The organism is uncultured Algimonas sp. (assembly GCF_947498175.1).
Taxonomy (GTDB): Bacteria; Pseudomonadota; Alphaproteobacteria; order Caulobacterales; family Maricaulaceae; genus Litorimonas.
In genome coordinates this window covers 202,185-226,815 of the sequence record NZ_CANMJB010000004.1, presented here as the reverse complement: position 1 = coordinate 226,815, position 24,631 = coordinate 202,185, and the positions used below count along the sequence as shown (strand labels likewise).

25 protein-coding genes and 1 other RNA gene are annotated in these 24,631 nt (G+C 66.0%); 8 read left to right on the top strand and 18 right to left on the bottom strand.

The window, feature by feature from the left end; genetic code table 11:
- Positions 1-109: 109 nt before the first annotated feature.
- The gene (gene gntA / locus Q0718_RS08155) at positions 110-841 is read left to right on the top strand and encodes a guanitoxin biosynthesis heme-dependent pre-guanitoxin N-hydroxylase GntA (RefSeq protein WP_298916150.1); all 732 of its coding nucleotides are present in this window, start codon (positions 110-112) and stop codon (positions 839-841) included.
- 72 nt (positions 842-913) lie between these two features.
- On the opposite strand, the gene ffs is transcribed toward gntA, so the two are convergent.
- The 3 genes from ffs to Q0718_RS08140 all read right to left on the bottom strand — a co-directional run bounded on the left by ffs (position 914) and on the right by Q0718_RS08140 (position 2,468).
- Positions 914-1,011: signal recognition particle sRNA small type (gene ffs / locus Q0718_RS08150), an RNA gene on the bottom strand.
- A 108-nt stretch (positions 1,012-1,119) separates the two neighbouring features.
- Positions 1,120-1,635 carry an outer membrane beta-barrel protein gene (locus Q0718_RS08145; protein WP_298916147.1) on the bottom strand — a complete coding sequence of 172 codons (516 nt, stop codon included), beginning with the start codon at positions 1,633-1,635 and terminating at the stop codon, positions 1,120-1,122.
- A 215-nt stretch (positions 1,636-1,850) separates the two neighbouring features.
- Complete coding sequence (locus Q0718_RS08140; protein WP_298916144.1) at positions 1,851-2,468, bottom strand: outer membrane beta-barrel protein; 618 nt, start codon at positions 2,466-2,468, stop codon at positions 1,851-1,853.
- Between the two features lie 194 nt (positions 2,469-2,662).
- Here Q0718_RS08140 and nudC point away from each other — a divergent pair, with 194 nt between their 5' ends.
- Entirely contained in the window at positions 2,663-3,565 is a 903-nt protein-coding gene (nudC, locus tag Q0718_RS08135) for an NAD(+) diphosphatase (RefSeq protein ID WP_298916141.1), read from the top strand.
- A gap of 3 nt (positions 3,566-3,568) precedes the next feature.
- Here nudC and Q0718_RS08130 read toward each other — a convergent pair whose 3' ends face one another.
- Together Q0718_RS08130 and Q0718_RS08125 are read right to left on the bottom strand one after the other, a co-directional pair.
- Positions 3,569-4,066 carry a YHS domain-containing (seleno)protein gene (locus Q0718_RS08130; protein ID WP_298916139.1) on the bottom strand — a complete coding sequence of 166 codons (498 nt, stop codon included), beginning with the start codon at positions 4,064-4,066 and terminating at the stop codon, positions 3,569-3,571.
- 12 nt (positions 4,067-4,078) lie between these two features.
- Positions 4,079-4,918 (bottom strand): prephenate dehydratase, encoded by an 840-nt coding sequence (locus Q0718_RS08125; RefSeq protein WP_298916137.1) that lies wholly within the window; start codon positions 4,916-4,918, stop codon positions 4,079-4,081.
- Positions 4,919-5,139: 221 nt separating this feature from the next.
- Between Q0718_RS08125 and Q0718_RS08120 the strand changes: the two genes are divergently transcribed.
- A complete protein-coding gene (locus Q0718_RS08120; RefSeq protein WP_298916134.1) occupies positions 5,140-5,949 on the top strand; it encodes a cytochrome c family protein in 810 nt (269 codons plus the stop codon).
- On the opposite strand, the gene Q0718_RS08115 is transcribed toward Q0718_RS08120, so the two are convergent.
- Together Q0718_RS08115 and Q0718_RS08110 are read right to left on the bottom strand one after the other, a co-directional pair.
- A complete protein-coding gene (locus Q0718_RS08115) occupies positions 5,946-6,758 on the bottom strand; it encodes an NlpC/P60 family protein (RefSeq protein WP_298916131.1) in 813 nt (270 codons plus the stop codon). The genes Q0718_RS08120 and Q0718_RS08115 overlap by 4 nt on opposite strands.
- A gap of 10 nt (positions 6,759-6,768) precedes the next feature.
- Positions 6,769-7,281, bottom strand: a complete 513-nt coding sequence (locus tag Q0718_RS08110) for a MarR family transcriptional regulator (protein ID WP_298916128.1) — start codon at positions 7,279-7,281, stop codon at positions 6,769-6,771.
- A 167-nt stretch (positions 7,282-7,448) separates the two neighbouring features.
- Here Q0718_RS08110 and Q0718_RS08105 point away from each other — a divergent pair, with 167 nt between their 5' ends.
- Positions 7,449-8,549: a hypothetical protein gene (locus Q0718_RS08105; protein WP_298916125.1), complete on the top strand. Its 1,101-nt coding sequence runs from the start codon at positions 7,449-7,451 to the stop codon at positions 8,547-8,549.
- Here the strand turns inward: Q0718_RS08105 and Q0718_RS08100 are convergent.
- Positions 8,505-9,935, bottom strand: coding sequence for a M17 family metallopeptidase (locus Q0718_RS08100; protein WP_298916122.1), 1,431 nt, complete (start codon positions 9,933-9,935; stop codon positions 8,505-8,507). The genes Q0718_RS08105 and Q0718_RS08100 overlap by 45 nt on opposite strands.
- A 158-nt stretch (positions 9,936-10,093) precedes the next feature.
- Between Q0718_RS08100 and Q0718_RS08095 the strand changes: the two genes are divergently transcribed.
- Positions 10,094-11,617 (top strand): hypothetical protein, encoded by a 1,524-nt coding sequence (locus Q0718_RS08095; protein WP_298916119.1) that lies wholly within the window; start codon positions 10,094-10,096, stop codon positions 11,615-11,617.
- Between the two features lie 60 nt (positions 11,618-11,677).
- Here Q0718_RS08095 and Q0718_RS08090 read toward each other — a convergent pair whose 3' ends face one another.
- The 9 genes from Q0718_RS08090 to Q0718_RS08050 form a co-directional block, all read right to left on the bottom strand.
- Positions 11,678-12,643: a type II secretion system F family protein gene (locus tag Q0718_RS08090; RefSeq protein ID WP_298916116.1), complete on the bottom strand. Its 966-nt coding sequence runs from the start codon at positions 12,641-12,643 to the stop codon at positions 11,678-11,680.
- Between the two features lie 9 nt (positions 12,644-12,652).
- Entirely contained in the window at positions 12,653-13,639 is a 987-nt protein-coding gene (locus Q0718_RS08085; RefSeq protein ID WP_298916113.1) for a type II secretion system F family protein, read from the bottom strand.
- On the bottom strand, positions 13,639-15,063 hold the full coding sequence (locus Q0718_RS08080; RefSeq protein ID WP_298916110.1) for a CpaF family protein: 1,425 nt from the start codon (positions 15,061-15,063) through the stop codon (positions 13,639-13,641). The genes Q0718_RS08085 and Q0718_RS08080 overlap by 1 nt, the downstream gene beginning before the upstream one ends.
- 3 nt (positions 15,064-15,066) lie before the next feature.
- Complete coding sequence (locus Q0718_RS08075; protein ID WP_298916107.1) at positions 15,067-16,458, bottom strand: AAA family ATPase; 1,392 nt, start codon at positions 16,456-16,458, stop codon at positions 15,067-15,069.
- A gap of 864 nt (positions 16,459-17,322) precedes the next feature.
- Complete coding sequence (locus Q0718_RS08070) at positions 17,323-18,000, bottom strand: CpaD family pilus assembly lipoprotein (protein WP_298916104.1); 678 nt, start codon at positions 17,998-18,000, stop codon at positions 17,323-17,325.
- Between the two features lie 10 nt (positions 18,001-18,010).
- Positions 18,011-19,498: a type II and III secretion system protein family protein gene (locus tag Q0718_RS08065; RefSeq protein ID WP_298916101.1), complete on the bottom strand. Its 1,488-nt coding sequence runs from the start codon at positions 19,496-19,498 to the stop codon at positions 18,011-18,013.
- A 4-nt stretch (positions 19,499-19,502) separates the two neighbouring features.
- A complete protein-coding gene (gene cpaB / locus Q0718_RS08060; protein WP_298916098.1) occupies positions 19,503-20,339 on the bottom strand; it encodes a Flp pilus assembly protein CpaB in 837 nt (278 codons plus the stop codon).
- Between the two features lie 109 nt (positions 20,340-20,448).
- On the bottom strand, positions 20,449-20,949 hold the full coding sequence (locus Q0718_RS08055) for a prepilin peptidase (RefSeq protein ID WP_298916095.1): 501 nt from the start codon (positions 20,947-20,949) through the stop codon (positions 20,449-20,451).
- Positions 20,950-21,286: 337 nt separating this feature from the next.
- A complete protein-coding gene (locus Q0718_RS08050; RefSeq protein ID WP_298916092.1) occupies positions 21,287-21,484 on the bottom strand; it encodes a Flp family type IVb pilin in 198 nt (65 codons plus the stop codon).
- A gap of 276 nt (positions 21,485-21,760) precedes the next feature.
- On the opposite strand from Q0718_RS08050, the gene Q0718_RS08045 reads away from it, so the two are divergent.
- The 3 genes from Q0718_RS08045 (at position 21,761) to Q0718_RS08035 (ending at position 23,770) form a co-directional block, all read left to right on the top strand.
- On the top strand, positions 21,761-22,294 hold the full coding sequence (locus Q0718_RS08045) for a pilus assembly protein N-terminal domain-containing protein (RefSeq protein WP_298916087.1): 534 nt from the start codon (positions 21,761-21,763) through the stop codon (positions 22,292-22,294).
- Positions 22,295-22,433: 139 nt separating this feature from the next.
- Positions 22,434-23,084 carry a TadE/TadG family type IV pilus assembly protein gene (locus Q0718_RS08040; RefSeq protein WP_298916084.1) on the top strand — a complete coding sequence of 217 codons (651 nt, stop codon included), beginning with the start codon at positions 22,434-22,436 and terminating at the stop codon, positions 23,082-23,084.
- Positions 23,081-23,770 (top strand): TadE/TadG family type IV pilus assembly protein, encoded by a 690-nt coding sequence (locus Q0718_RS08035; protein ID WP_298916082.1) that lies wholly within the window; start codon positions 23,081-23,083, stop codon positions 23,768-23,770. The genes Q0718_RS08040 and Q0718_RS08035 overlap by 4 nt, the downstream gene beginning before the upstream one ends.
- Positions 23,771-23,779: 9 nt before the next feature.
- On the opposite strand, the gene Q0718_RS08030 is transcribed toward Q0718_RS08035, so the two are convergent.
- On the bottom strand, positions 23,780-24,592 hold the full coding sequence (locus tag Q0718_RS08030; protein ID WP_298916080.1) for a tyrosine-protein phosphatase: 813 nt from the start codon (positions 24,590-24,592) through the stop codon (positions 23,780-23,782).
- Positions 24,593-24,631 lie beyond the last annotated feature (39 nt).

Below are 24,631 nucleotides of genomic sequence, written 5' to 3'. Positions count from 1 at the left end.
TGGAAACCCCCATGGAAACCCCCATGAAAACCCAAGGCGAAACGGACCCGATCCCATAGACGATCTCGACACACTCAAGAACCCCGCCAAGCCCGCCTTGAAGGGGACCATGGCCTCGCCTTCGGAGCAGGCGGAGCGTCCGCCGCTGGACATGCGCGACGATCTGCTAAAATCGGCCTTTCGCCGCACGCCGACGGAGGCCTTTTACGATTTCATCCGCTCGGACCGCTTTCCCTGCGTCGGCGCGAAGGCCGCCTTGGTGCGGTCCTTCATCACCGTGATCGAGGCGGGCGACATCGCCTCCCCGGCCCACGACGTGGAGATCTACACCGCCATCAAGGCGTTCCGGGACCAGCTGGAGCGCGATACGCCGACCGTGCAGAGCTTCGCCGTCATCTATCCCGATAGCGCGCTGATGACCGAAAAGGACTTCGAGACCGTGCTTTGGCGGCGCCTGCAATGCCTGCACAATTTCGACGCCGTCGCCGGGGAGCCTTGGGCGCTGCAGACCCGGTCCGAACCGGACAGCCCGCATTTTTCCATGTCGATCGGCGGGGAAGCCTTCTTCATCGTCGGATTGCACCCCAACGCCTCCAGGCCGGCGCGCTGCTTCCGCTATCCGGTCATGGTCTTCAACAGCCACGAGCAATTCGAACGGATGCGAGAGGACGGGCGTTTCGACAAGATGAAGGTGATCATCCGCAAACGCGACGCGGCCCTGTCGGGATCGGAAAATCCCGTGCTCGACGATTTCGGCAACACATCGGAAGCGCGTCAATATTCCGGGCGCGAGACCGAAGAGGGCTGGGTGGCGCCGTTCGACCCGAAAGTGCCGGACTAAACCCGCCCATCGCGCCCAAACCGGCGGATGGAGGCCCGCGGATAAGGGCATCGGCGAATATTGCGACAAAGAGGTGGAAGACCGGGATCCGACCCGCGAGCGAATCGTTACGGCTGCTTCGTTCCCGACCTGACCGGGTTGGCGACAGCCCACGTCCGGGCCGATCTTCCGGGACCCCATATGGCGGGCGGGACCGCTGCTGGCAAGACCTCGGACGCACGAAAAAGCCCGCCTCGCGAGGCGCGCGGGACGGGCCGGAAGGCCGCGATTGGTCTAGCCTAGAACTTGCGGATGAAGGCGACCGAGAATGCGTCGCCGCTGTCGCCGTCCCCATCGAGATTGGTGTATTCGACGCGGATGCCGTTGCGGAAAGCGGGTCCGAAATTGTACTGGCCACCGGCGCCGAAGGCCAGGCCGTCGGCATCGCCGTCCACGCTCACGCCGCCGCTTTCGGCCGACGCTTCGGCGTAGTAATAGCCGGCGCGACCGATCAGGTCGAATTGCGGAGAAACCGGGTAGCGGCCGGTCAGGAAGGCCGCGGCGAAGACGTCCACGCCGACTTCGACCTCCGTGCCGCCGACCGTGACTTCATCGTCGATGATGCCGATACCGGCCTGCCCTTCGACCCCGATATATTCGGAGAAGTTCGTGCCGAGCCGGCCCGACAGCGTGTAGGAGTCGAAATCGAAGGCATCGACGCCGACACCGTAATAGGGCTGGGCGGTCTGGGCCTGGGCGGCACCGGCCACCAGAGCCAGAACTGATGCGGCTAGAGCGATATTCGCGAGTTTCATGTGTCTACCTTTGCAAGAAACGAAAGGGCCCGATGACCGAGCCCCGCACTTGCCCCTACCAGCTGGTAGCCCCGTAAGCGCGCGGACGGCGAAGTCCATAGCGCCGCGGTCGATCCCAATCGGATGTTGCATTTCGGCAACAAACACCCGCGCATGAAAAAGCCCGCCGCCCCGGTCGGGACGGCGGGCCGTCATGTCAGGATCTGCGTCTGGTTCTAGAACTTGCGGACGTAGGAGATCGAATAGACGTCGGATCCGAATTCACCAAAATCGGTGCCGTCGACGCTGACGTCCTCGACGTTCTCGACATCCTGGAACGTGTATTCCACGCGGACGCCGTTGAGCGGATTGAACATGAACTGTGCGCCAACGCCGGCCGCGAAGCCGTCAAAGTCGATATTGTCCTCGGTCGCCGCGATGGTGCGGGGCGTACCGGCCGTCGTCACGGTGAAGGCGGACGTCTCGAAACCGACCTGGGTGAAGTGGTAACCGCCCCGGGCGAAGACCTCGAAGCGCTCATTGATCGGCAATTTGACGCGGGCGAAGGCGGCGAAGGAATTGTCCACTTCCGCACTCAGGCTGCCCTGGATGCGCGACCCTTGCACGATCTGGTCGAATGCCGCGTCTTCGTCGCCGCCGATCCCGAAAGCGCCCTGGCCTTCGACACCGAAATATTCGTTGAAGTTGTAACCGATCTTGCCGGACAGCGTGTAGGAATCGAACTCATACGAATCGACGCCCGCATTGATGTAGACATTGCTGTCCTGAGCCATGGCGGTTCCGCCCATAAGGGCAATGGCACTTGCCGTCATGATGGCTGCTGAAAGTTTCATTTCTATTCTCCTAGGAGTGAATGCACACTATGTGCGTGAGCGGTGAGATCGGCGCTCGGACCGTGTTCGTCCACCCCTTCACGAGATGTTACAAACGCAGTGTGCCCCCCATGCAACAGTTTGTTATCGTTGCATGAATTCGGTGTCATTGTCAGTTAAGACCCCGTTAACGCCGCCGTAATCGAGGCTGAATTATGACCGATCTGCACTATCCGGACTGCCCGATCCCGTTCGCCGGGTCGCACGTGGACTTCGCCGAGACGGAGCGTGGCGACGCGTCACTGGACCGGTTGCAAGGCCATGCCGGCGCGACCGCGATCCTGCTGCACCGAGGCCAGGTCGCGACGGACGGGGCCGATCTGCTGCGCGCCAGGCCGGCGGAGGTCGCCGCACTGCCGCTGGCCGATCCGGGCCTGATCTTCCTAGGGCTCGAAGGCGACGGCGATCCCGTTTTCGCCGCATCGCTGAAGTCCGACGAGATGTTCCCCGCCGGGGCGCTGACCGATCTGCGTCTGCAGGGTCACCGGCTGGCCCCGGACGCGCTGGCGGTCGCGGGCCGCGCGCGGTCGATCTTCGACTGGCACCGGACGCATCCGTTCTGCGCGCGATGCGGGCGGCCCAGCGTCCCGGCCGAAGGCGGGGCCAAACGCATCTGCACGGCCTGCGATGCGGAGCATTTCCCGCGCGTCAATCCAGTCGTGATCTTCCTGGTCGAGCAGGCGGACGCCGTGCTGCTGGGCCGCGGTCCGGGTTGGCCGCCGGGCTACTACTCGGCGCTGGCCGGGTTCGTCTCGCCCGGGGAAACGATCGAGGAAGCCGCCACCCGCGAAGGGATGGAGGAAGTCGGCGCGACGCTCGCATGCCATCGATATCTGTTCTGCCAGCCCTGGCCGTTCCCGTCTCAACTGATGATCGGACTGATCAGCCAGGCGGCGGACCGCACCGTCCGGATCGACGAAAAGGAGCTGGAGGATGCGCGCTGGTTCAGTCGTGCGGAGGTGCAAGCCGTCTTCGACGGAACCGGCGGAGCCTTCCTGCGCCCGCCGCGCACCACCATCGCCCATCAGCTGATGAAGGCGTGGCTCGCGGGACAATAGGCCTTACTCATCCAGCAGGTCCGGCCAGTTCTCGTCCGCCCGGACGATGAACTCCTCGCGCAGCGCGTCCCAGCGTTTCTTCACCCGTGTCGAATAGTTCAGATAGAGCCGGCCGTCGACCACGTGCCAGTGCCGGGCCTTGCCGGGGGCCAGCTTGCCCATCGCGGCCGCCCAGGCGCAATAACCGCCATATTGCGGCGCGAACGCCTGCGGGTTCATCTCGAACAGGTCGAGATTGGCCTGCGTGTCGAAGCGCCAGACGGCATCCCGGTATTCGGTCGAAAATTCCGTTCGTCCCTTGAGCGGCTTGCCGGCATGGAAGCTGACCACGTCGTAGCCGTCCAGGGCGAGATTGTTGCGCCAGGACGTGTAGATTTCGGGTTTCTGCGCCAAGGCCTGCGCCGGTATCAGCCAGGCCCCCGCGATGGCCAGAACGGCGACAAGGAACGTCTTCATGGGATGGATATGGTTCTGCGGGCCGGGCAGCTCAAGCCCGCGCACCGCTTGGCGCCGTCACGATCCCGTGCGCGCCGGATCGGCCGGATAGGTGCCCAGATGGCGCACATCCTCGCTGAAGAAGGCCAGTTCCTCCAGCGCGTGGCGCATCGCGTCGCTGTCGGGATGGCCTTCGACATCGGCATAGAACTGCACCGCCGCGAACCCGCCGCCCACCATGTAGCTTTCCAGCTTGGTCAGGTTCAGCCCGTTGGTCGCGAACCCGCCCAGCGCCTTGTAGAGCGCGCTGGGCACGGACCGCGTGCGGAAGACGTAGGAGGAGACGACCGGCCCCGCATCCGGTGCCGGAACCGACGCCTCGGCCGACAGGACGATGAAACGCGTCGTGTTGGATCCGGAATCCTCGATATCCGCGGCCAGGATCTCCAATCCGTATTCTTCGGCGGCGACCCGGCTGGCCACGGCGGCCACGCCTGCATCCCCGCGTTCGGCCACCTTGCGCGCGGCGGCGGCCGTATCGACGTCGGCGATGCCGTCAATGCCCAGCCGCGACAGGCTTTCGCGCACCTGTCCCAGCGCCATGGGATGGGAGCGGGCGATGCGCACCCCCTCCAGCGCCGCACCGGGCAGGCCGAGCAGCTGGTGCCGGATCGGCTGGTAGCGCTCGGCGACGATGAACAGGCCGCCGTCCGGCAAGAGGTGGTAGATGTCGCTGACCCGGCCCGCGACCGTGTTCTCGACCGGGATCATGGCCAGCGCCGCCTCGCCGGACCGCACGCGCGCGAAGGCATGCGCGAAGGACTGGCAGGCCCAAGGCTCCATGTCGCCGAAATGCTCGCGGCAGGCCAGATGGGAATAGGCGCCCGGCTCCCCTTGATAGACGATGCGTGCGCTCATGCTTTTCCGCACTCCCCCTTGAGTTTTCGCGCGCGACTGGCGCACCGGCGCTGGCCGGATGTGCGCCGCGTCACAAAAGGCGTGTAGAGCCCTTGCGACGCTCCGCCGCAAGGGGTTTTCCAATTGCGGACGCGCCCTAAATCCTTATTAGACCCTCGCAAGAGGAATGCCCGGCCGCGGCCGGGTCTGCAAAGACCGAAGTAAGAGGAAATCCGACGCACATGGATCCGCTTGGTACGAATAAAATCCTGGGGGCCGTTCTGACGGCCGGCCTGGTCTTCATGGGGATCCGGATGCTGCCCGAGATCTTCATGCACAACGAAGCGCCGGACGTGCCCGCCTATATCGTCGGCGAACTGGAAGCCGGCGCGCAGGAAGAGGAAGTCGAACTGCCCTTCCCGCAGGCGGAATGGGTCGCGGCGATGGATCCGGAGCGCGGCGCCCGCGTCTTCCGCAACTGCACGTCCTGCCACACGTCGGATTCCAGCGGCGCCAACGGCACCGGACCCGGCCTGTGGAACGTGGTCGGCGCGACCAAGGGCGTCCATCCGGGCTTTGCCTATTCCGAAGCCATGTCGGACACCGGCACCAGCTGGACCTACGAGGCGCTGGACGGCTTCTTGGAAAACCCCAAGCGCTACCTGCCGGGCACGAAGATGAATTTCATCGGCATCCGCAAGGAGAGCGACCGCGCCGCCGTGATCGAATATCTGCGCCTGGCGCATGACAATCCTCCGCCGCAGCCCGAACCGGCCGCCGCCATGGTCGAACTGACCGAGGACGCCGAAGACGCCGCCATTCCGGCCGACGGCCAGCAGAACCAGGATCCGACGGTGGATTATTCGGAAACCGACGGCGACAATATCAGCGACGAAGGCATCGACTCCGTGATCGACCAGCCTTCGCTGCAGGAAGACGGACCCGACACGCTGGATGAAGAGGTCGAGGAAACCCAGGAGGCGCTCCAAGACGAAGCGGCGGACACGGTCGTGCCCGATGATGCGCCCGAAGAGACGCAACAGCCCAACTAGAACCGTTTGACGGCCCTGAGGCGGACACCCGCCTTTTCCATCCGCCGCAAGGCGGGACCCAGCGGCTCCTCCACCACGGCCATGTGCGTGGCGTTGGCGTGCAGCAGGCGCGTTTTCGTCGCCATCACGCCGACATGTCCGGGCCAGAACAGCAGGTCGCCCGGCCTGTCCGGCGCATCGACCGGTTCGCCGAGCGCCACTTCCTGCAGATCCGCATCGCGCGGTGCATCGACGCCGCAGACCGACAGGCTCATCTGGACCAGTCCGGAACAATCCACGCCGCGCGCGCCGTTGCCGCCCCAGACATAGGGCTGGCCGAGCATACGCCGCGCCACGGCGATCCAGTCCGTCTCCGGCTCGCAAACCCTGCGCAAATGCAGGCGGCTGAGCCAGGCGCCCGCGCCGATCTGGCTGTAGCCGTCCCGTTCGTCCATCACGGCCACGCGCGATCCCATCGGCACGGACATGAGAATATGCGATTTTAGGTCCGCGCGGCAGAAAACCGGCGCGCTGACGCCCGTCACGACATGGGTGTGGCGTCCGCTCGGCTCGCCCAGCCGGGCCGCTTCGATCCAGCCGGTATAGCCCTTGCGGCGACCACCGGTGACGAGCGGGCGCGCCCGTCCGAACGCCCAGCGCCCCTGTTCGACATGAATGTCGAAATCCTGGCCGTGGACGAGCTCGCTCAGTTGCGGCGCGCGCGGTTTGGGGTCCGACAGGAGCGGGGCGAAGTCGGCGACGACGCGGCGGCGCGCCAGTTTCGGGCCGGTGCCGTTCGGTAGCCTGATACGGGTGTCGCGCGCGCTCACGACGCGCGCATCAGCGTCTGGGGGCGGGAAGAGGCGCGGACGTCAGGCCGTCGGGCATTTCGCGCTGGATGATCTTCGCGAACGCCCGGAGGTAGTTGATGCCTTCGGGCGTGCGGCGCAGCACGATGGAACGGCGGTCGCGCGGATCGTCCGCGCGCAGGATGTAGTTGTAGGATTTCAGCCGGTCGATGGCGCGGCTGATCACGGCCTTGGTCACGTTCAGGCGCGCGGCGAGCGAACGCACCGTGTGCGGGCCGTCTTCCAGATAGACGCACATCAGCACCGCCGTCTGGCGCGCCGACAGGTCCGGCATGTCGCCGGCCACGGAGGAAATGGTCACGTCCTTCCACAAGGCCAGCGCCAATGTGGAGGACAGGCGCGAGGCGCGAATGGGCCGGTCCGCGCGCGGTGCGGCCGCCTGCTTCATTTCGAAGGCGGAGAGGTTGGGATCCCGGTCGGCGGATTGTCCGGATGTCGATTGGGCCGGGCCGGTGCCGTCTTCAGGGTTCACCTTTGCCGACATGCCTTGACCCCTTCTCGAAGGTTCACCTGAATCACCGTCCCCGGAGACGGGAGTCGCATGGCCGGGATTCGATGGTCAAGCGCAAGCCGGGCTTGGAGCTGTGCGAATCAGACAAGTGATTCAAAACTCTGGCAACTTTTTTAAGACTTGCCGCCTAGCCTTCCGCCGTGGCCCGGACGGACGGACAGATCGCAGCCGGTAACGGCCGTTTGCGCCGTGAAAAGGCGGACGAACGGGACGATCTTTCGCGACTCAATGCCGTGCGCCTCATCGTCGTCGCCCTGATCGGCCTCGGCTATGCCTCGACCATGCCGGTCGGCCCGGGGGCCAGGGAATGGCTCAACCTTTTCGGCTACGATCCCAGCCTGTTCGGTCTGCAGGTCCTGTTCTTCCTGTCCGGCTGGCTGGCCTGGCGCAGTCTGGCGTCGGGCCGCAGCCTGCTGGAGTTCACCGCGTCTCGCGCCCGCCGCATCCTGCCTTGGGTGGCGCTCTACACGTTGATCGTCGTCGCCCTGCTCTACCCGGCTCTGTGCGATCACGGCGCGGCGGGTCGCAAGGATACTGTCGGATTGCTGCGCTACTTCATCGAGACCGTCACCCTGATCCGTCCCGGCCAGCCCATGCCGGGCGCGCTGGACGAGGCCCGCTATGGCTGCCTGCTGCAAGGCACGATCTGGACATTGCGCTGGGGAGCGCTCGCCTATGCGGGATTGCTCGTCCTGCATGCGCTCGGGGCGCGGCACTGGGACTGGTATGCCGGCCTGCTGGTCGCGGGCGTCGCTGCGCATATCGGCGTCGATGGCTGGACCGACCGGACGGGTTCCGATCTGCTGGGCCCGGCCATCCCCGGATTGCGACTGGCGGTGGCCTTCCTGCTCGGCGTCCTGGTCCGGCAGTTCCGCTTCGCCCCGCTGTTGCGCGGACGCGCCTGGGCGGTTGTGTCGGCTATCTGCCTGGGCGCGGCCTATCTGCATTTTCATGTCCTGCCCTGGAGTCGCGCAATCGAATTGCTCGCCATGAGCGGATGGTGCGCGCTGGCCATGGCGGTCCTGCAGGCGCGCGGCGCCTGGTTGCGCGGATGGCCGGATATCGTCCTGCCCGCCTATCTGGGCGTCTGGCCGCTGGCGCAGTTGATCCTCGCGCTGCGCCCGGACATTTCGGTTGCGGCCCTGGTCGTCGCGACCTTGGCGGCGGCGTTCGGGACGGCCTTTCTGTTCTCCCGCCTAGCGCGTGTCCGGCTGCTCCATCGGCGTGTTCAGCCCGCCTGAAGCCAGCCAGGCGAACAGGCCGCGCACCGCATAGATGTCCGCCCCTTTCGGATGGCCGGGCCGCACGGTCGGATTCCAACCATAGACGTCGAAATGCATCCAGGGCCGGTCGTCCGCGAACTTTTCCAGGAACAACGCCGCCGTCACGGCCCCGGCGAACGATCCGCCGGAATTCTTCATGTCCGCGATCGGCGAGCGCAACATGGAATGATAGGGCTGCCACAGCGGCATCGGCCAAACCGGGTCGCGTTCGCCCAGGCAATGGCGCGAGACCGGGTCGTGCAGATGCGGGCGGTTGGTGAAGAAGGGCGGCAGTTGCGGCCCCAGCGCCACGCGCGCCGCGCCAGTCAACGTGGCGAAATCGATCATCAGGACGGGATCGGACTCGGTCGCCTTGGCCAGCGCATCGCCCAGCACCAGGCGCCCTTCGGCGTCCGTATTGTCGATCTCCACGCTCAGCCCGGCGCGCGATGGCAGAATGTCGCCCGGCCGGTAGGCATTGGCGCTGACCGCATTTTCCGCAATGGCGAGCAGGCAATGCAGCCGGATCGGCAGGCGCGCGGCCATGATCATCGCCGACAGGGCGAGCGCATGTGCCGCTCCGCCCATATCCTTCTTCATCAGGCGCGCGCCGGACGCGCCCTTCATGTTCACCCCGCCCGTGTCGAATGTGATGCCCTTTCCGACGACGGCCAGCCGCGGATGGTCCGGATCGCCCCATTCGAGTTCCACCAGCCGCGGGTCTTCGTGCGCGGCGCGGCCGACCGCGTGGATCATGGGATAGTTGCGGTCCAGCAACTCGGTCCCGATCACCGCGCTCAGCGTCGCGCCGTGCGCGTCCGCCAGGTCCTGCGCGGCAGCGTGCAGGGCTTCGGGCCCCATGTCGCCGGCCGGCGTGTTGATCAGGTCGCGGCCGAGCGCGGTCGCCTCTACGGCGTCGCGCACGGCCCGCGCATCCAGGTCGCCGTCCAGCACCAGCACCGGCACGTCCGGCGTTTCCTTGAGGTAGCGGGTGAACCGGTACGTGCCGAGCCCCCATCCGATCGCCGCCAGCCGGTCCGTCCAGTCGGACGGCGCGGAGGCCAGTCTGTAATGCCCGCCCGTCAGCCGGGACGCCAGATGACCCATGCGTATCTCCCGGTCGTGGTCGGCGTCGGCGGGGCCGCAGCCCAGCAGCACGCCCGCGACCTTGCCGGTCTCTCCGGGCAACATGACGATCTGACCGGGTTCGGCCGCAAACCCGTTGGCTTCGGCGAAAGCGGACTGGACCTCGGTCAGGCCGGCGCGGATTGCGTCGAGCCCCTCGGGGCGCACGGCATGGACCGGAACGACCGTTTCGCCGTCCGGAACATCGGCCGGACGGCACGTGGCGGGGGATCGTGTCATGAGGGAGAACCCGTTCGTTTCGCCGGAATGCGGCCGTGGAATTCGCCGGAGCCGTAAAGGCCCCGTTAACTCTGCCCGTTTACGAAAATTAACCGTATCCCGCCTGCGCGCCATCGACGTGAAACGGCGCAGCGGACAGACCCGGCAGCGAGGACAGGATGACCCGATACACGATAGCGCCGAAACGTCCAATGGCCGCCGTTCTGGCGACCGGATCGCTGCTCCTGTCGGCCTGTTCCTACATGGGCGGCATCACCCCGCAGGAAGAAGGCGTGCGCCAGCATGTCGCCGTGGACCGTTTCATGCCCGCCTCGCGCGAAATGCGCGACAATATCGAAACGCAGGAACTGTTCGCCCAGGCCGCCTTCTGGTCGCACGAATACGAACTCAACCCCTCCGACCTGGAAGCGACACTGAAGCTGGCCGCCGCCGTTCGCCGTCTCGGCAATCCCGCGCGCTCCGTCGAGATCACCCAGACGGCCCGCCAGATCCATCCGCGCGATCCCTATCTTCTGGCCGAACATGCGGCCGGGCTGATCGCCGCGGAACGCGCGCTCGACGCCGTGCCGATCCTGGACCAGGGCCTGCGTGCCGCGCCGGCCTATGCCCGCCTGTGGTCCCTGAAGGGCGCGGCGCTCGACCAGATGGAGGAATTCGACGCGGCGCGGCAGCATTACGGCCGCGCCCTGCAGATCACGCCGGGCGATCCGAACGTCCTGACCAATCTGGGCCTCAGCCACGCCCTGTCCGGCGATCTGCGCACATCGGAGACATGGCTGCGCCGCGCCGTGTCCGTGCCCGGCGCCGGTCCCGAAGTGCACCAGAACCTCGCTCTCGTCCTGCAATTGCAAGGGCGCGGCGAAGAGGCCGAACGCGAACAGCGGCTTGCGGGCCTGAGCCGGGGCGAACGCCGCCTGCCGCCCGCCCCCGTTCCGGCGCTGACGCCGCGCGGCACGCCGGCGCAGTTTTCCGGCACGCAGCCATCGCGGCCCGACCCGCAGACCGCTGCAACGGGCGCGCGCGATCTGGGACAGTTCAAATCGTCCTCGCGGATGGGGGCACGCTTCGCCTCTCCGGCACAGGCCGTGCCGCAACCGCACCTTCCAACCCAGCCCCGATCCGGACCCTATGCGCCGGGCGGTCTGCCGGCCGCGCGCCTCACGACGACCGCACCCAATGGCCAGGCTTTCACCTCTTCGTCGCAAGCCGCGCGGCTAGTGGCAGGCGGAGCGCCCCATGCCGCGCCGTCGCAACAGCGTGCGCCTTTCCAGCCCCGGCCGGTGCCCGCAGACATCCAGACTCATGGCATCCAGACTCATGGCGCCCAAACTCATGGCATCCAGACTCATGGCGCCCAGACTTACGCCGCCCAAACTTACAGCGCCCAGGGCTATTGGACTCCGGCGCCGCGCCAGCCGCAATCGGTGCTGAACTCGATCCGGCAATCCCTGCAGCCCGGCCCGACCGGCCCGCAACTCCAGCCCCAGTCCCAGCCCCAGCCCCAGCCGCATGTCGTCGGCCCCGCCCTGCGCAGCCCGCAAGCGGCTGTGCCCGGACCGTCGCAAATGCCGGCCTTGGCAGGCCAGGCCCATCCACAGCCCGGATATGCCTGGCCGCAAAGCCAACCGGCGCAAACTCGGCCGACACCGCAGGGACGCGCCCGCGACCGTCGCCGCCGCTGACGCGCACGCCTTCAGGACGGACGGTTCGGCATCTTCACCGGATCGTCAATGTCCGGACCCTCAGCTCAGCCCGCCGATCAGGCGGATCGCGGCCGGGGTCAGGATCACGATGAACAGGACCGGCAGGAAAAACACGATCATCGGCACGGTCAGCTTGGCCGGCAGGGCGGCCGCCTTCTTCTCCGCCGCCATCATCCGCAATTGGCGGTTCTCATTGGCCAGAGTGCGCAGCGAGTCCCCCAGCGGAGTGCCGTAGCGTTCGGCCTGGATCAGCGCGGTCGCGACCGACCGGATCCCGACATGGTCGTTACGGCGGGCCAGGTTCTCATAGGCCGCCCGGCGCGACGACAGGTAGGACAGCTCCGCCGTCGTCAGGTGGAATTCCTCGGCCAGCTCCATCGAATTCTCGGCCATCTCGTCCGCCACGCGCGCGAACGCCATTTCCACCGACATGCCGGACTCCACGCAGATCAGCAGCAGGTCGAGCGCGTCGGGAAAGACGGCCATGATCGAGGACAGCCGCTTGTTGGCCAGGTTTTTCACATAGATGCCGGGCAGGTAATAGCCGAACAGGGTCAGGGCAAGCGTGCCCGCAATCCGTTGCAGCAGCGCCCAGCCAGGCGTGTTGAGCAGGACGAGGAAGACCAGTCCGAACGCCCCGAGGGCGAGCGGCAGGATCATGCGGAAGAAGTAGAACTTGTAGATCGGCCCCTGCCCGCGCAGACCCGCCTGGGCCATCTTGTCGCGCAGGTCGGAGGCTTCGAGCAAGCGTTCCAGGCTGAACCGGTCCACGAACTTGCTGGCGACGGATTTGTCCTGCGCCCGCAGGCTGCGATTGTCGGTCTCCATCTTCGCCAGCCGCGCGCTCTTCAGCGCGTCGCGCTGCTCTGAGACGGCCGCCATGCGTTTCTTGAGCTTGTCGCCTTCGAACATCGGCGCGACGATCATGTAGACCGTCAGGGCGAGCAGGAGCGACAGCACGCCGTAGCCGGCGGTGATCAGGGATTGGAACGCGCCTTCGGTCATGCCTTCCCCCTAATATTTGAAATCGATCATCTTGCGCATGATGAGGATGCCGATACCCATCATCGCGGCGCCGATCATCAGGTTCGTCTGGCCGCGCTCCGTCGTGAACAGCTCGGCCATGTAGTCCGGCGACATCATCCAGACGAGGCCCATGACCACGAGCGGCAACGCGCCGATGATGATGGCGCTGACCTTGGCTTCGGCGGACAACGCCTTGATCTTTTCGGCCAGGATCTTGCGCGACCGCAGCACGTTGGACAGGTTCGACAGCGACTCCGCGAGGTTGCCGCCCGTCGTCTTCTGGATGTTCAGGACGGTGGCGAAGAAATTGACTTCCGAGATGGGCAGGCGGTCATAGAGTTGTTCCAGCGCGATCTCGATCGGAACGCCGACGCTTTCGGCTTCGACCACGCGGCGGAACTCCGCACCCAGCGGATCCGGGCTTTCATGGGCGATGATCCTCAGACAGTCGCCCAGCGGCAGACCCGTGCGCACGCCGCGCACGATGATGTCCATGCCGTCGGCGAAATTCTGCACGAACTTCTTCTGCCGCCGCTTGATCAACATATTCAGAATGAAGCGCGGCACGCCGAAACCGGCCACGAAGGCGGCGCCCGCGACCATCAGGGGCGGAACGCCGAACACGAAGAGCAGCAGTGCGGTGAACATCGCCGTCGCGGCCGATCCGATCAGGAAGTGGGCGGGCGTGATCGACAGGTCCGCCTGCATCAGGCGGGCCGCGATCGTCTTGGATTTGCGCTTGCGGGTCTTCTGGCGCTCCTCGATCTTCTTGAGCGAGTCCTCGATCTGGCGGCGCCGATTGTTCGGATCCTCGGTCTTGAGCCGGTCCCTGAGCGGGGAACCGCGCGACGGCTTTCCGGCGATGGCTTGGACGCGCGACGCCGCCGCGTCGTCGGAGCGTCCGCCCAGCAGGAGATAGCCGACGAGACCGGCCAGCGCCGTCCCCGCGGCGATGAGGATCGTCTGCGGGTCCATCAGCCTCCGGCCTCGTCGAGGGCGACGGCCAGGTCCTTTTCGAGGTTGAAGTAGCGCGCGCGGTCCCAGAAGGCCGGACGGGCGATGCCGGTGGAGCGGTGTTCGCCCACGATCCGGCCATCGGCATCCTCGCCGTCCATTTCGTATGTCAGCAGGTCCTGCGTGACGATCACGTCGCCTTCCATGCCGATGACCTCCGTGATGTGCGTGATGCGGCGCGAGCCGTCGCGAAGGCGGGCGGCCTGCACGACGATGTCGACCGAGCCGACGATCATTTCGCGGATCGTCTTGGCGGGCAGCGAAAAGCCGCCCATCGTGATCATGCTTTCCAGCCGCGACAGCGCTTCGCGCGGGCTGTTGGCATGGAGCGTGCCCATCGATCCGTCATGACCGGTATTCATGGCCTGCAGCAGGTCGAAGGCTTCGGGGCCGCGCACCTCGCCGACGATGATGCGTTCGGGGCGCATGCGTAGGCAGTTCTTGACCAGGTCGGCCATGGTGACCTTGCCCTTGCCTTCCAGATTGGGGGGACGCGTTTCCAGACGCACGACATGCGGCTGCTGCAGCTGCAGTTCGGCCGCGTCTTCGCAGGTGATGATGCGTTCGTCCGGATGGATGAACCCGGTCAGGCAATTCAGCAAGGTGGTCTTGCCCGACCCTGTCCCTCCGGAAATGACGATGTTGCATTGGCAGGCGCCGATGATCTGCAGCACCTTGGCCCCGGCCGGGCTGATCGAGCCGAACCCCACCAGGTCCTGCAGGGTCAGCTTGTCCTTGCGGAACTTCCGGATCGTCAGGGCCGGGCCGTCGATCGACAGGGGCGGGGCGATGACGTTGACGCGGCTGCCGTCGAGCAGGCGCGCGTCGCAGATCGGCGAGGCTTCGTCCACGCGGCGGCCGACCTGGCTGACGATGCGCTGGCAGATGTTCATCAGCTGCGTGTTGTCGCGGAAGCGGATGTTCGTCTTCTGCATCCGGCCGTCCGTCTCGATGAAGACGTGCTTGGCGCCGTTGACCATGATGTCGGCGATGTCGTCGCGCGACAGTAGCGGTTCCAGCGGCCCGTAGCCGAGAATGTCGTCGCAGATTTCCGTGATCAGCTGGCTCTGTTCCGACACGGACAGGCGGACGTTGCGGATGGCGATGATCTCGTCGACGATGGTGCGGATCTCGGTGCGCGCCTTGTCGGCCTGCATGCCGGCCAGCGCGGAGACGTCGATCGTCTCGAACAGGGCGTTGAAGATCGTCGCCTTGGTTTCGTAATATTCCTCTGACGGTTCCTGAGCGCCGGAGGACGGCGCCGGTTCATTGGGCGTCAGTCCGCCCCCGGGCAGACCGGAAGCAGGATCGGATGCAGGCTTGGGCTTGGGGACCGGCTGTTCCGGCGCCTTCAAGGCGGTATTGTCGGCACGTTTTCCGAACACGGCCTAGCCCTTCCGGCCCAGCAGGGACGCGATCAGCGACTTGCCTTTCGGCTTGCCCTCTTCGGAGGCGGAGGCGCCGCCGCGACCCAGACGGCCGAGCTTCAGGCGCGAGCCGCCCGAACCGGACGGCGCGGCGAATTCGCCGGTGCGCAGGCGTCCCGCCAGATAGTCGAGCCCGGGGACGAGCGTTTCCGTCGCCTTCATTTCCGGCAGCATCTTGCCTTCGTTGCAGGCGCGGATGAACGTGTCGGGATCGAAGCCGATCACCAGCGCCGGGTCCAGGCCGACGGCTCCGGCGAAGTTCTCGACGCTGATCTCGTCCTCCCTGGCCTTGCAGCGACCCGTCTGGTTCAGGATCAGGACCGGGTCGGCGTCGTGCGGCCGTTGCGCCTTCAGGAAGTCGATCAGGTTCTTCGTGTTGCGCAGATTGGCGAGGTCCGGAGCGGCCGTGATGACGACATCGTCCACGCTGGTCAGGATTCCGGTCGACCAGTCGTTCCAGACATGGGGCAGGTCCAGCAGCGCGAGCGGGCTGACCGAACGCACGGCGGAGACGATCGCTTCATAGGACCGGCTATCCGTGACCGGCATGGTGTTCAGGGAACTGGACGCCGGCAGGATCGACAGGCGCGGCGTGTGGCGCACCATGATCCGGTCCATCAGCGTATCGTCCAGCCGGTCGGCGTCGGCCAGCGCCTCTTCCAGCCCCGAGGCGCTGTCATAGGCGAAGTCGAGCGCAGTCGTGCCCCAGCTGCTGTCCAGATCGACCAGCGCGGTCTCCTGCATCAGTCGTTCGGACAGCGTCCAGGCGATGTTGTGCGCCAAGGTCGAGGAACCCACGCCGCCCTTGGCGCCGAAGAAGGCGACCGCCCGGCCCGTGAAGGGCTGTTCCGGATCGGTGTAGATTTCCGACAGCGAGCGGATGATGCCCAGCGGGCTCAGCGGCGGGACGAGATAGTCCGACACGCCCTTGTCCATCAGCTGGCGGTAGAGACGGATGTCGTTGAGCGCGCCGATGATCACGACGCGCGTGCCCTCGTCGCACACGGAGGCGAGCGTTTCGAGCTGAGAGAAGAGCTCGGGCCCGCGCAGGGCGGATTCGATGATGACCAGGCCCGGCGTGTTTTCCTTGTGATAGAACTCGATCGCCGCCGGAAGGCCGCCCAGATAGATCTTGGGATTGGTCCGGCGCATCCGCCAGTCGCGCGTCATCTGGTTGATGCAACTGGCCGTCTCGTTGCGTTCGCAAAAGGCGTGGATGGACAGTTGCGGCAAAGCCCGTTCACCGCCTTCGCGGTCGTCGAACCCGACCGGTTCGTCATGCGCGGCGTTGGTTTCCACCAGACCGGGATAATCGATCTGCGCGCCGCCCTGTGGCGCTGGCCGAGATGGCATCTGGGGTTGCATCCGCAGCGTTCCCTGAGCCGCGCCTTGAGGCGCCAGCGGGCCGCCTGCGTTCGAACCGGGATGTGCGCCCGGATGGGCGGGTGCGGCACCCGGCGACATCATCGGCGCCTGGCCCGGAAGCGGATAGGGTTGCGCCGCATTCGCCGGGCCCGGATGAGGCTGAGCCGGATAGGGTTGAGGCGTATGGGGAGCACCGGGATAGGTGTGGGCCTCATGCGACGGAACAGGCTGCCCGTAGGCCGATTGCCCATGATCGGGGGACCCGAAATCAGAGTGCCCAGGGTCAGGGTGTCCGGGGTCAGGGTGTCCGGGAGCGGGAGACGGATAGGGAATGACGTTGCCCGAGCCGGTTCCCGCCGCGGCCTGTGGCGGCATGGCGGACGGAGTGGCCGGCGAGGTTGCTGGCGGGGCGGGCGGCGCAGCGCGGTACGCGCCTGTCTGCGGGGACGGATAGCCGGGCGGGGCGGACTGTGCGGGATTGTACGTCTGGCCCGATATCCGATCCGGCATTTGATCCGGCATCGGCCGGACCGGCGCGTTGGGCGGGAGCGGCGACGGCATGGCGGGGACCGGCGCGGGCTGTCCGGGAGCATGGGGCGACGGCGCACCCGGCGCCATTCCGCCCTGCGCATACCCGACCTGTCCATGCCCGTTTCGGCCATGCCCGCTTTGCCCATGCCCGCTTTGCCCATGCCCGCTTTGCCCATGACCCACTTGGCCATGGCCGACATGTCCCTGCCCCCCTTGTCCGTAGCCAAGAGGCGGCGGCACGGGGCGCGGGGCGCCGGGAGCCGCCGGGACATTTGGGCCGCCCGGGCCGGTGTTCGGGTTCTGGGGTTGCGTCATGTCCGTCTAGCCCCCGGTCTGCTGCGAGCTTTGCTGCTGCCCGGCGGGTCGTTCGGACGCCGTGCTTACCCCCTGGATGTAGCGATCGTAGACGACCTGGCGGCGCTGTGCGTTGGGGGCCTGGGTGGCGTAGGGTTCGATCAGCTGGCGCGGATCGGCAATCATGGCGGCGAGATTGGCGGATGCGAAACAGCCGAATTCCGGGCTCACGCCGTTCGTGTGCGTGACGGACAGATCGCCGAGCCGCGCACAGTCCTGCGGCACGGCGCGCAGCGTGCGGTAGGACAGGATGACGGGGGCCGGGTCGCCGGGCCGGGTATGGTAGGTGCCGGACTGCACGCTTCCGGTCCGCAGGCCGGAGCCGCGCATGAGGCGGTCCAGCAAGGCGTCGGTCTGCGCCACGCCCATACCGCTTAGCGCCCTCGCCGGACGGTTGATGTAGAGCGGCCCGGACCCTTGCGCGGCATAGGCCTGCAGGAACCCCGCAACGGCGCGTTCGTCGCGCGCGGACAGTTCAAGCCCGTTCGGCCGGGCATAGAGCTCCAGCCGCTCGACGGATTCCGCCACCTTGGACGGGTTCAGCCGGTGGGTCGGCTCGGATTGGCGCCCGCCTTGCAGGCACCCCGTCGCCAGGACGGACGCCGCCAGGGCGAGACCGACGAAATGTTTCGGATCGACCGTCATAACCCTGCCCCTAATCCACCACATGGCCGAACGGCCCCGACAACGTGTCCGGCGTGGCCCTGTCGCCGTAAACCGTGTTCAGCCGCCCCAGCAGCAGCTGGTCGCGATCATTGGCGGGCACGAAGCCCTCCAATGGTGTCTGCAGCTTGTCGGGATGGGTCGGATCGACGAGATAGGGCGTGACGATGACGACCAGTTCGGTCTGCACGGTCTGGCTGTCGCGGTTGCGGAACAGCGCCCCCAAACCCGGCACGTCCTTCAGGCCGGGCGTGCCGTCATAGGCGTTGCGCGCCTCTTCGCGGATCATGCCGGCGATGACCAGGCTACCGCCGGCGGGCAGTTCGACCACCGTATCGGCGCGGCGCACGCGCAGGCCGAGAATGTCGCCGCCTTCGCCGCCGGTTTCGAACGAGTTCTCGGTCGTCGGTTCGGACACTTCCGTGGAGATGTTCAGCGAGATCAGCCCTTCGGACAGCACGACCGGGGTGAAGCCCAGCGACACGCCGAAGGATTTGAATTCGAAGGACCGCTGCAGCTGTCCGTTCTGGTCCGTGAACACCCCGCCCAGCACCGGGAATTCACCGCCCGCCAGGAAGGTCGCGGTCTCGCCCGATATGGCGACCAGGGTCGGTTCCGCCAGCGTGCGGATCAGGCCGACACGCTCCAGCGCGGTCAACGCCCCGGAGAGGGAGCGCAGATCGCCGCCGCCCGTATTGGTGAAGGCGCCGCTGGCCGTCAGGCCCGCGCCGCTATTGACGCCCAGATTGTTGATCAGGGACACGGTCGACTCGCCGAGCTGGCCGATCGCGGACAGGTTGAAGCCCATCTGCTTGACGACCGAGCGCTGCATCTCGACGATGCGCACCTTCAGCATGACCTGGTCCTTGCCCTCGACCGAAAGCAGGTTGACGATTTCGCCTTCGCCCGCATCCGTGCCCTGCCACATCTTGGCGATGCGTTCGACCTTCAGCGCGGTTTCGGCATTGGGCACGCGGCCCGTGAGCATCAGATTGTTGTTGATCGACTGGACCTCGATCTCGGCCAGCGGCGCATGGCGACGCACAAGTTCGGTCAGGCCATTGATGTCGCGTTCGACCCGGATGTCGATATTGAGCAGTTCCTGCCCGTCATGGCCGTAGAAATAGACGTTGGTCTGTCCGGCGGCCTTGCCGATCAGCACGGTGCGGCGCGACGTGTGCACGACCGCTTCGACGATGGCCGGGTTCGACACGATCACATCCATGACGTTGGCCGGAAGCTCCACCACCGTGGATTTCGAATAGGGCAGGACGATGGACCGGTTCAGCCCTTCGCCCGGCGACTGGATCAGCACGCCGTCGGTCGATGCCGTCTGGATCGCCGCCAGCGCGCTATAGCTGCGTTCGCCCGCTTGGGCGGGCAACCCCATGAGCAAGGCGGTCAGGACAAAGGCCGCCCACTGACCGGCCTGTTTGCGGATCGCGGCGGCGGCACGGCGTCGTATTTCGGGCGTCGGCATCGTCTCAGTTCTCCCGCACCGCAACCGTCTGCGTGTTGCCGGACCGGTAGACCGTCAGGGCGGGCGCGGCCGTGCCGCCATCCAGGGTCTGGTTGGCGCGGCTGGCGGCCGGGGCCGTGGCGCCCGCGAAGCCGCGCAGGACGAGCGACAGGTCGCCGCGGACCTGCGCGACCGTGATCCGTTCGGCGTCGCGCGGCGAGAGTTCCAGCGTCGCGGTGGACCCCGGAATGGCGGCTCCCGTTTCGTCGGTCGCGGCATAGGCCTGGTCGATGGCCAGGACCTTCACGTTTTCGAAGATGGTCGAGGCGACGGGTTGCGGCTGGCTTCCCGCGCCGGCCAGATTCGGCTGGACCGTTTCCTGCAGGATGATGTCGACCCGGTCGCCGGGCTGGATGAAGCCGCCGGACGCCGTATCGACGCTGATGCGCACGGTCACGGCCCGCATGCCGGGTTCCAGCAAAGCCGCCATGATGCCGGCATCGCCCGCCCGGACGAAGCGCGACATGACGAGCGGGTCGCCCGGCACGAGCGGTTCGCGCACGACGGCGCCGATCAGTCCGGCCATGACGGGTGCACCGTCTTCTGAAGTCTCTACGATCAGGGCGGGTGTCAGCGCATCAGTCGGCCAGTCGATCCAGGTCAGATCGCCCTCCTCGACGCGGTCTCCGCGGTTCATCGGCTCGGCCACGGCCAGCACTTTCGTATAGTCGATTTCCTTTTCGACCACGCGCATGCCGGTCGTTTCGGCACCGGTCGGGCTCATGCCGCGCAGGATCATGAAGACGACCGCCATCAACCCGACCAGCGCGACAATGAGTATGAGCCGTTTTCTGTCCACCACGCCCGCTCCGAAAGGAAAGTCCCCACCGGAAGGATAGACAGGCACCCGCTAAGGCATGGTTAACGTTAAGGCCGGAAAACCATGGCGGGATCGGGGCCGCGGCTTTCCGTCAGGCTAGCAGAACGGTGAAAAGCCGGCTTCCCGGCCAGACGCAAAGCGCGCCCGCGGCCAGCGCCAGTCCGTAAGGCATGTCGCCGTCGCCCTGGAACAGTTTCATGCCGATGGCACTGGTGCGCAACCGGACGGGGGTGACGTTCCGGCTGAGCAGCAGGAACAGGCCGAGAGCGGCGCCGAACAGGGTCGTGTAGATGATGAAAGAGGGCGCATCCCCCCAGCCGAACCAGACGGAGATCGCCGCCATGAGCTTCGCATCGCCGCCCCCGATCCAGCCGAAAGCGAACAGGGCGAAGCCCGCCAGGAAGAAGAGTCCGAACACGGCCAGATGCTCGCCCAACTGGGGCAGCCCCTGCCAGTGCAGCGGCAAGGTGAGGAAGAATCCCGCGAACATGGCGAGCGAGACCTTGTTCGGGATCGTCATCGCATCGAAGTCGGTATAAGCCGCAACGAGAAGCGGGACGGCGAAGATCAGGGTGACGATAAAGACAGACATCGGGACTTTCCGGTTGAACCCGACCTTCATCCCACATGTCTCTTAAGAGAGCGTTATAGTGTCAGAATCACGACTGACCGCTTTTTGCGTCACGGCTCATGGCATCGATTGCCGACTGGAACGTGTCGGTATGCCGCCGGACGAGGCATTCACGCCCGCCACGATCCCAACGCTAAGCAAGGCGAGAGTGAGGGCGTAGTCAATGGTCATTCCACCATCGTCATCATAACGAAATCACGGAAGCGCTTGAACGTGATTGCTCTTACGACGAAAAACAGGGCCAGTAACCTGGCCCTGTTTGTGTTTATTGGTACGAGAACAAACTTACGTTATGTTCTTAGACTCCGTTTTCAACTGTATTCTTCGTGTCGGTTTCCAGTTCACCGGCGACAACGTCGAACTTCGCACTGATCTGGTCACCGACCGCTGTGGCGCCGGCGATCATCGCGACCGCGATGAGGGCGGCGATGAGGCCGTATTCGATGGCGGTCGCGCCGGATTCGTCGGCGAGGAAATTCTTGATGAGCTTTTGCATAACTATCTCCCACGTATGCTGGTTCTTTTCGGGATTGCCCCGTGCAGGGTCATCCCTGACGAACCCGGTTGTAAGGGCTTCGGTTTAACGCAGGGTTCGGAGACAGGGTGAACAGCTCCTTAAATCGCTCTGTCAAAAATGGGGGCTCTATAGAGTCATACTGATGAAGTCATACTGCCGGCGGGGGTGATCTGTCCGCGAGACGGCCCCGTTCTAAAGACTTCCTCAACTCTGAGCCTCTAGGATCGGCGCCGAACGTTCCAATGGAGACAGGCCATGCGCCGGACGACCAGATTTACCGGCGCAACCGCAGCCTTTGCAGTCGCCGCCCTGACCTGCGGCCTCGCCGCCGTCCCCGCTGCGGCCAACGAACCGATCTACCGCGTCGATCTGAACAAGACCCAGATGCTGCGGCTTCCGGCGGCCGCCGGGTCGGTCGTGATCGGCAATCCGGAGATCGCGGACGTCACCGTGCATTCGCCGACCGCGCTCATGGTGGTCGGGCGAGGCTTCGGCGAGACCAACCTCATCGTGCTCGACCGCAACGACCGGATCATGGTCGATGCCGACATCCAGGTCACGGCCATTACGCCCAGCAACGGCGTGCGGCTGTTCAACGCCAAGGCGCGCGAGACCTATAATTGCGCGCCCTTCTGCCAACCCTCCCCGGTCCTGGGCGACGCCGCAGGGCACATATCGGCCAACACGCCGGGCCAGTCGTCCACGTCCGGTCCGTCCGCGATCTTCGACCAAAGCGATGGGGAAGACACGTTCGGCTCCACCGATGCGGCGACGCGCGATGCCTTCTAAGTCATCGCGCCCGGGTTGCGGCTGAGTCGTTTCACGAAGGATTAACGGCGTTTCTCAGCCGGGTTTTAACGCATCCCGCCGATGATCGGCGATCCGTTCGCACAGGCGCCGCCCAAGGTGCCCTCAAAGGAGCCGATCCATGTCGAGGCTTGCCAGATCCCGGCGCATCGCCTTGGCCCTGCGCCGCCTGCCGCATCGCTACCGCCGGGACGCACAGGGTGCCACGGCGATCGAGTTCGCGATCATTTCCGTCCCTTTCCTCGGCCTGATATTCGGCATCCTGGAACTCGCGCTCATCTTCTTCACGAGCTCGGTCATGACCCAGGCGATGAGCGACACGGGGCGTCTCGTGCGCGTCGGCGCGTTCCAGGAATGCGGCAGCGCGAAGGAATTCAAGGCCCTGGTCTGCGACGGAATGAACAATCTGATGAAATGCGAGGACAATCTGCGCATCGACCTGGTGTCGGGCTCCGATTTCCAATCCGTGACGCTCCCCGTCGTCGGCATGAGCGAGCTCGACCCGGACGACCCCGGCAAGAAGATAGAGACCGGCGTCTATGAAAAGACCGGCCCGTCCGAACCCGTCGTGATGCGCGGAACCTTCTACTATCCGCTGGTGCTGCCCAACGTGATGACGCGGCTGGAAAGCATTCCGGACAGCCGCCGCCATATCATCACCGTCAGCACCGCCTTCCGCACGGAGCCATTTCCCGCGGACGCCCAATGCAGCGACGACATGAACACCCGGATCGCCGAACTCAGCGGTGGACGCCCGGGGGATCAGTCGTGACCCGGTTGTCCGCACCGCCTTCGAAGGCGCCCCCTGCGCGTCAGGCATCGCCCGGCTTCCTCGCCTCCGAGGACGGCGTGGCGGCGATGGAATTCGCCATCATCGCCCCCATCATCATCGGGCTCTATCTGGGGCTGGCCGAGATGGGCAGCGTGCTAAGCGCCGACCGGAAGCTGTCGCACACCGCCAGCGTGGCCGGCGATCTGGCCACGCAGGTCGAAGCATTGGGCAAGAGCGAGGCCGCCGACCTCGTCTCCGCCGTCGCGCATGTCATGGATCTGGACGACAATGCCGGTTTCGCCATGCGGCTGCAGAGTTTCGAACGCGACTCCGGCGGGACCATGAAAAGCGAGGGCGTCATCGAGTACAAGACCGATGCCTATGGCCGCGGGCTGGACACGGACGCAAAGGACGTGTCGGCCTTCGACACGTCCGGCATCGGCGAAGACATGGTGCCGCGCGGCGGCGGCATCGTGGTGGCGCAGGTGCGGTACCAGTACAAGCCGTTCGGCTTCGGCTCGGTCGGCCGCGACGGGGCCAGAAAAGGGTTCCTGCCCGACTATCTCACCTTGGAAGACGCCTTCCTGTTCAAACCGCGACGCTCGGACGTCGTCGCTTTCGGCAAGGCCGGAACAGACGTGACCTATTCCTGCCGGGGCGAAGCCGGCAAGGTGTCCTGCACCTGACCGGTCGCGTCAGCCCGTATAGCGCGCGCGCAACCGGCTGAGACGCATTTCGTCCAGCCCCAGCGTGTCGGCGGCATAACGCTCCATGTCTCCCATCGCGTCGAGGCTCGCCTGCAGATAGCCGGCCTCGACGCCGAACATGGGCCGCAGCGCATCGGCACCGATCGGACGGCCGTACCGTTTGGAGAAGGACGTCGCCGCAGGCTCCAACAAGGCCTCGATATCGACGGCCGTTTCGGTCAGCATGTAGTCGTCCATGATGTCGGCGTCCGAGACGCCCAGGAGTCCCTGGATCAGGGCGACGAGCGTTCCCGTCCTGTCCTTTCCCGCCGCGCAGTGCACCAGAACGCCCGGTGCGGCGGGCTCCTCTTCCTCCGTCATCCGGTGCAGGGTCTGCGCGAACAAGGCCTTGAAACCGGGGTCGTGCGGCCGCGCGCCGTAGGATCGCAGCATGTAACGGCGGGCATCGTCGGCGGTATGGAGTTCGGCTTCGGCGAAGGCTTCGTGCGGGGCGACTCTGGCCCGTTCCGCCATGCCCTTGACCGGCTGTGTCAGGACAACGGTCGCAGGGTCCTGTCGCTGCGGCCAGCGGGAGGGTTGGCGTTCGCGTTCCGGCGCATGGCGCAGATCCACGATGGTGCCGACCGGCAAGGCGTCGATGGCGTTCAGGTCGGGACCGGTCAGATTGTTCAGATGGGCGGACCGGAACAGCAGGCCCGTGCGGACGGGACGCCCGCCAACGCCGCGATAGCCGCCGAAATCGCGGAAATTGTAGATCGACTCGAAGGGCTTCAGCCGGTCTGATGGCGCGATCAGGGACATGGCCGGGCCGCTATCAGGCTCCAGCGGCAATGGGAAGCG

Bases quoted from the DNA above. Each gene is read 5' to 3' on its own strand.
- gntA (WP_298916150.1), top strand. From the start codon at position 110: ATGGCCTCGCCTTCGGAGCAGGCGGAGCGTCCGCCGCTGGACATGCGC.
- Q0718_RS08145 (WP_298916147.1), bottom strand. From the start codon at position 1,635: ATGAAACTCGCGAATATCGCTCTAGCCGCATCAGTTCTGGCTCTGGTG.
- Q0718_RS08140 (WP_298916144.1), bottom strand. From the start codon at position 2,468: ATGAAACTTTCAGCAGCCATCATGACGGCAAGTGCCATTGCCCTTATG.
- nudC (WP_298916141.1), top strand. From the start codon at position 2,663: ATGACCGATCTGCACTATCCGGACTGCCCGATCCCGTTCGCCGGGTCG.
- Q0718_RS08125 (WP_298916137.1), bottom strand. From the start codon at position 4,918: ATGAGCGCACGCATCGTCTATCAAGGGGAGCCGGGCGCCTATTCCCAT.
- Q0718_RS08120 (WP_298916134.1), top strand. From the start codon at position 5,140: ATGGATCCGCTTGGTACGAATAAAATCCTGGGGGCCGTTCTGACGGCC.
- Q0718_RS08110 (WP_298916128.1), bottom strand. From the start codon at position 7,281: ATGTCGGCAAAGGTGAACCCTGAAGACGGCACCGGCCCGGCCCAATCG.
- Q0718_RS08100 (WP_298916122.1), bottom strand. From the start codon at position 9,935: ATGACACGATCCCCCGCCACGTGCCGTCCGGCCGATGTTCCGGACGGC.
- Q0718_RS08095 (WP_298916119.1), top strand. From the start codon at position 10,094: ATGACCCGATACACGATAGCGCCGAAACGTCCAATGGCCGCCGTTCTG.
- Q0718_RS08090 (WP_298916116.1), bottom strand. From the start codon at position 12,643: ATGACCGAAGGCGCGTTCCAATCCCTGATCACCGCCGGCTACGGCGTG.
- Q0718_RS08085 (WP_298916113.1), bottom strand. From the start codon at position 13,639: ATGGACCCGCAGACGATCCTCATCGCCGCGGGGACGGCGCTGGCCGGT.
- Q0718_RS08075 (WP_298916107.1), bottom strand. From the start codon at position 16,458: ATGCCATCTCGGCCAGCGCCACAGGGCGGCGCGCAGATCGATTATCCC.
- Q0718_RS08070 (WP_298916104.1), bottom strand. From the start codon at position 18,000: ATGACGGTCGATCCGAAACATTTCGTCGGTCTCGCCCTGGCGGCGTCC.
- Q0718_RS08065 (WP_298916101.1), bottom strand. From the start codon at position 19,498: ATGCCGACGCCCGAAATACGACGCCGTGCCGCCGCCGCGATCCGCAAA.
- Q0718_RS08055 (WP_298916095.1), bottom strand. From the start codon at position 20,949: ATGTCTGTCTTTATCGTCACCCTGATCTTCGCCGTCCCGCTTCTCGTT.
- Q0718_RS08050 (WP_298916092.1), bottom strand. From the start codon at position 21,484: ATGCAAAAGCTCATCAAGAATTTCCTCGCCGACGAATCCGGCGCGACC.
- Q0718_RS08045 (WP_298916087.1), top strand. From the start codon at position 21,761: ATGCGCCGGACGACCAGATTTACCGGCGCAACCGCAGCCTTTGCAGTC.
- Q0718_RS08040 (WP_298916084.1), top strand. From the start codon at position 22,434: ATGTCGAGGCTTGCCAGATCCCGGCGCATCGCCTTGGCCCTGCGCCGC.
- Q0718_RS08030 (WP_298916080.1), bottom strand. From the start codon at position 24,592: ATGTCCCTGATCGCGCCATCAGACCGGCTGAAGCCCTTCGAGTCGATC.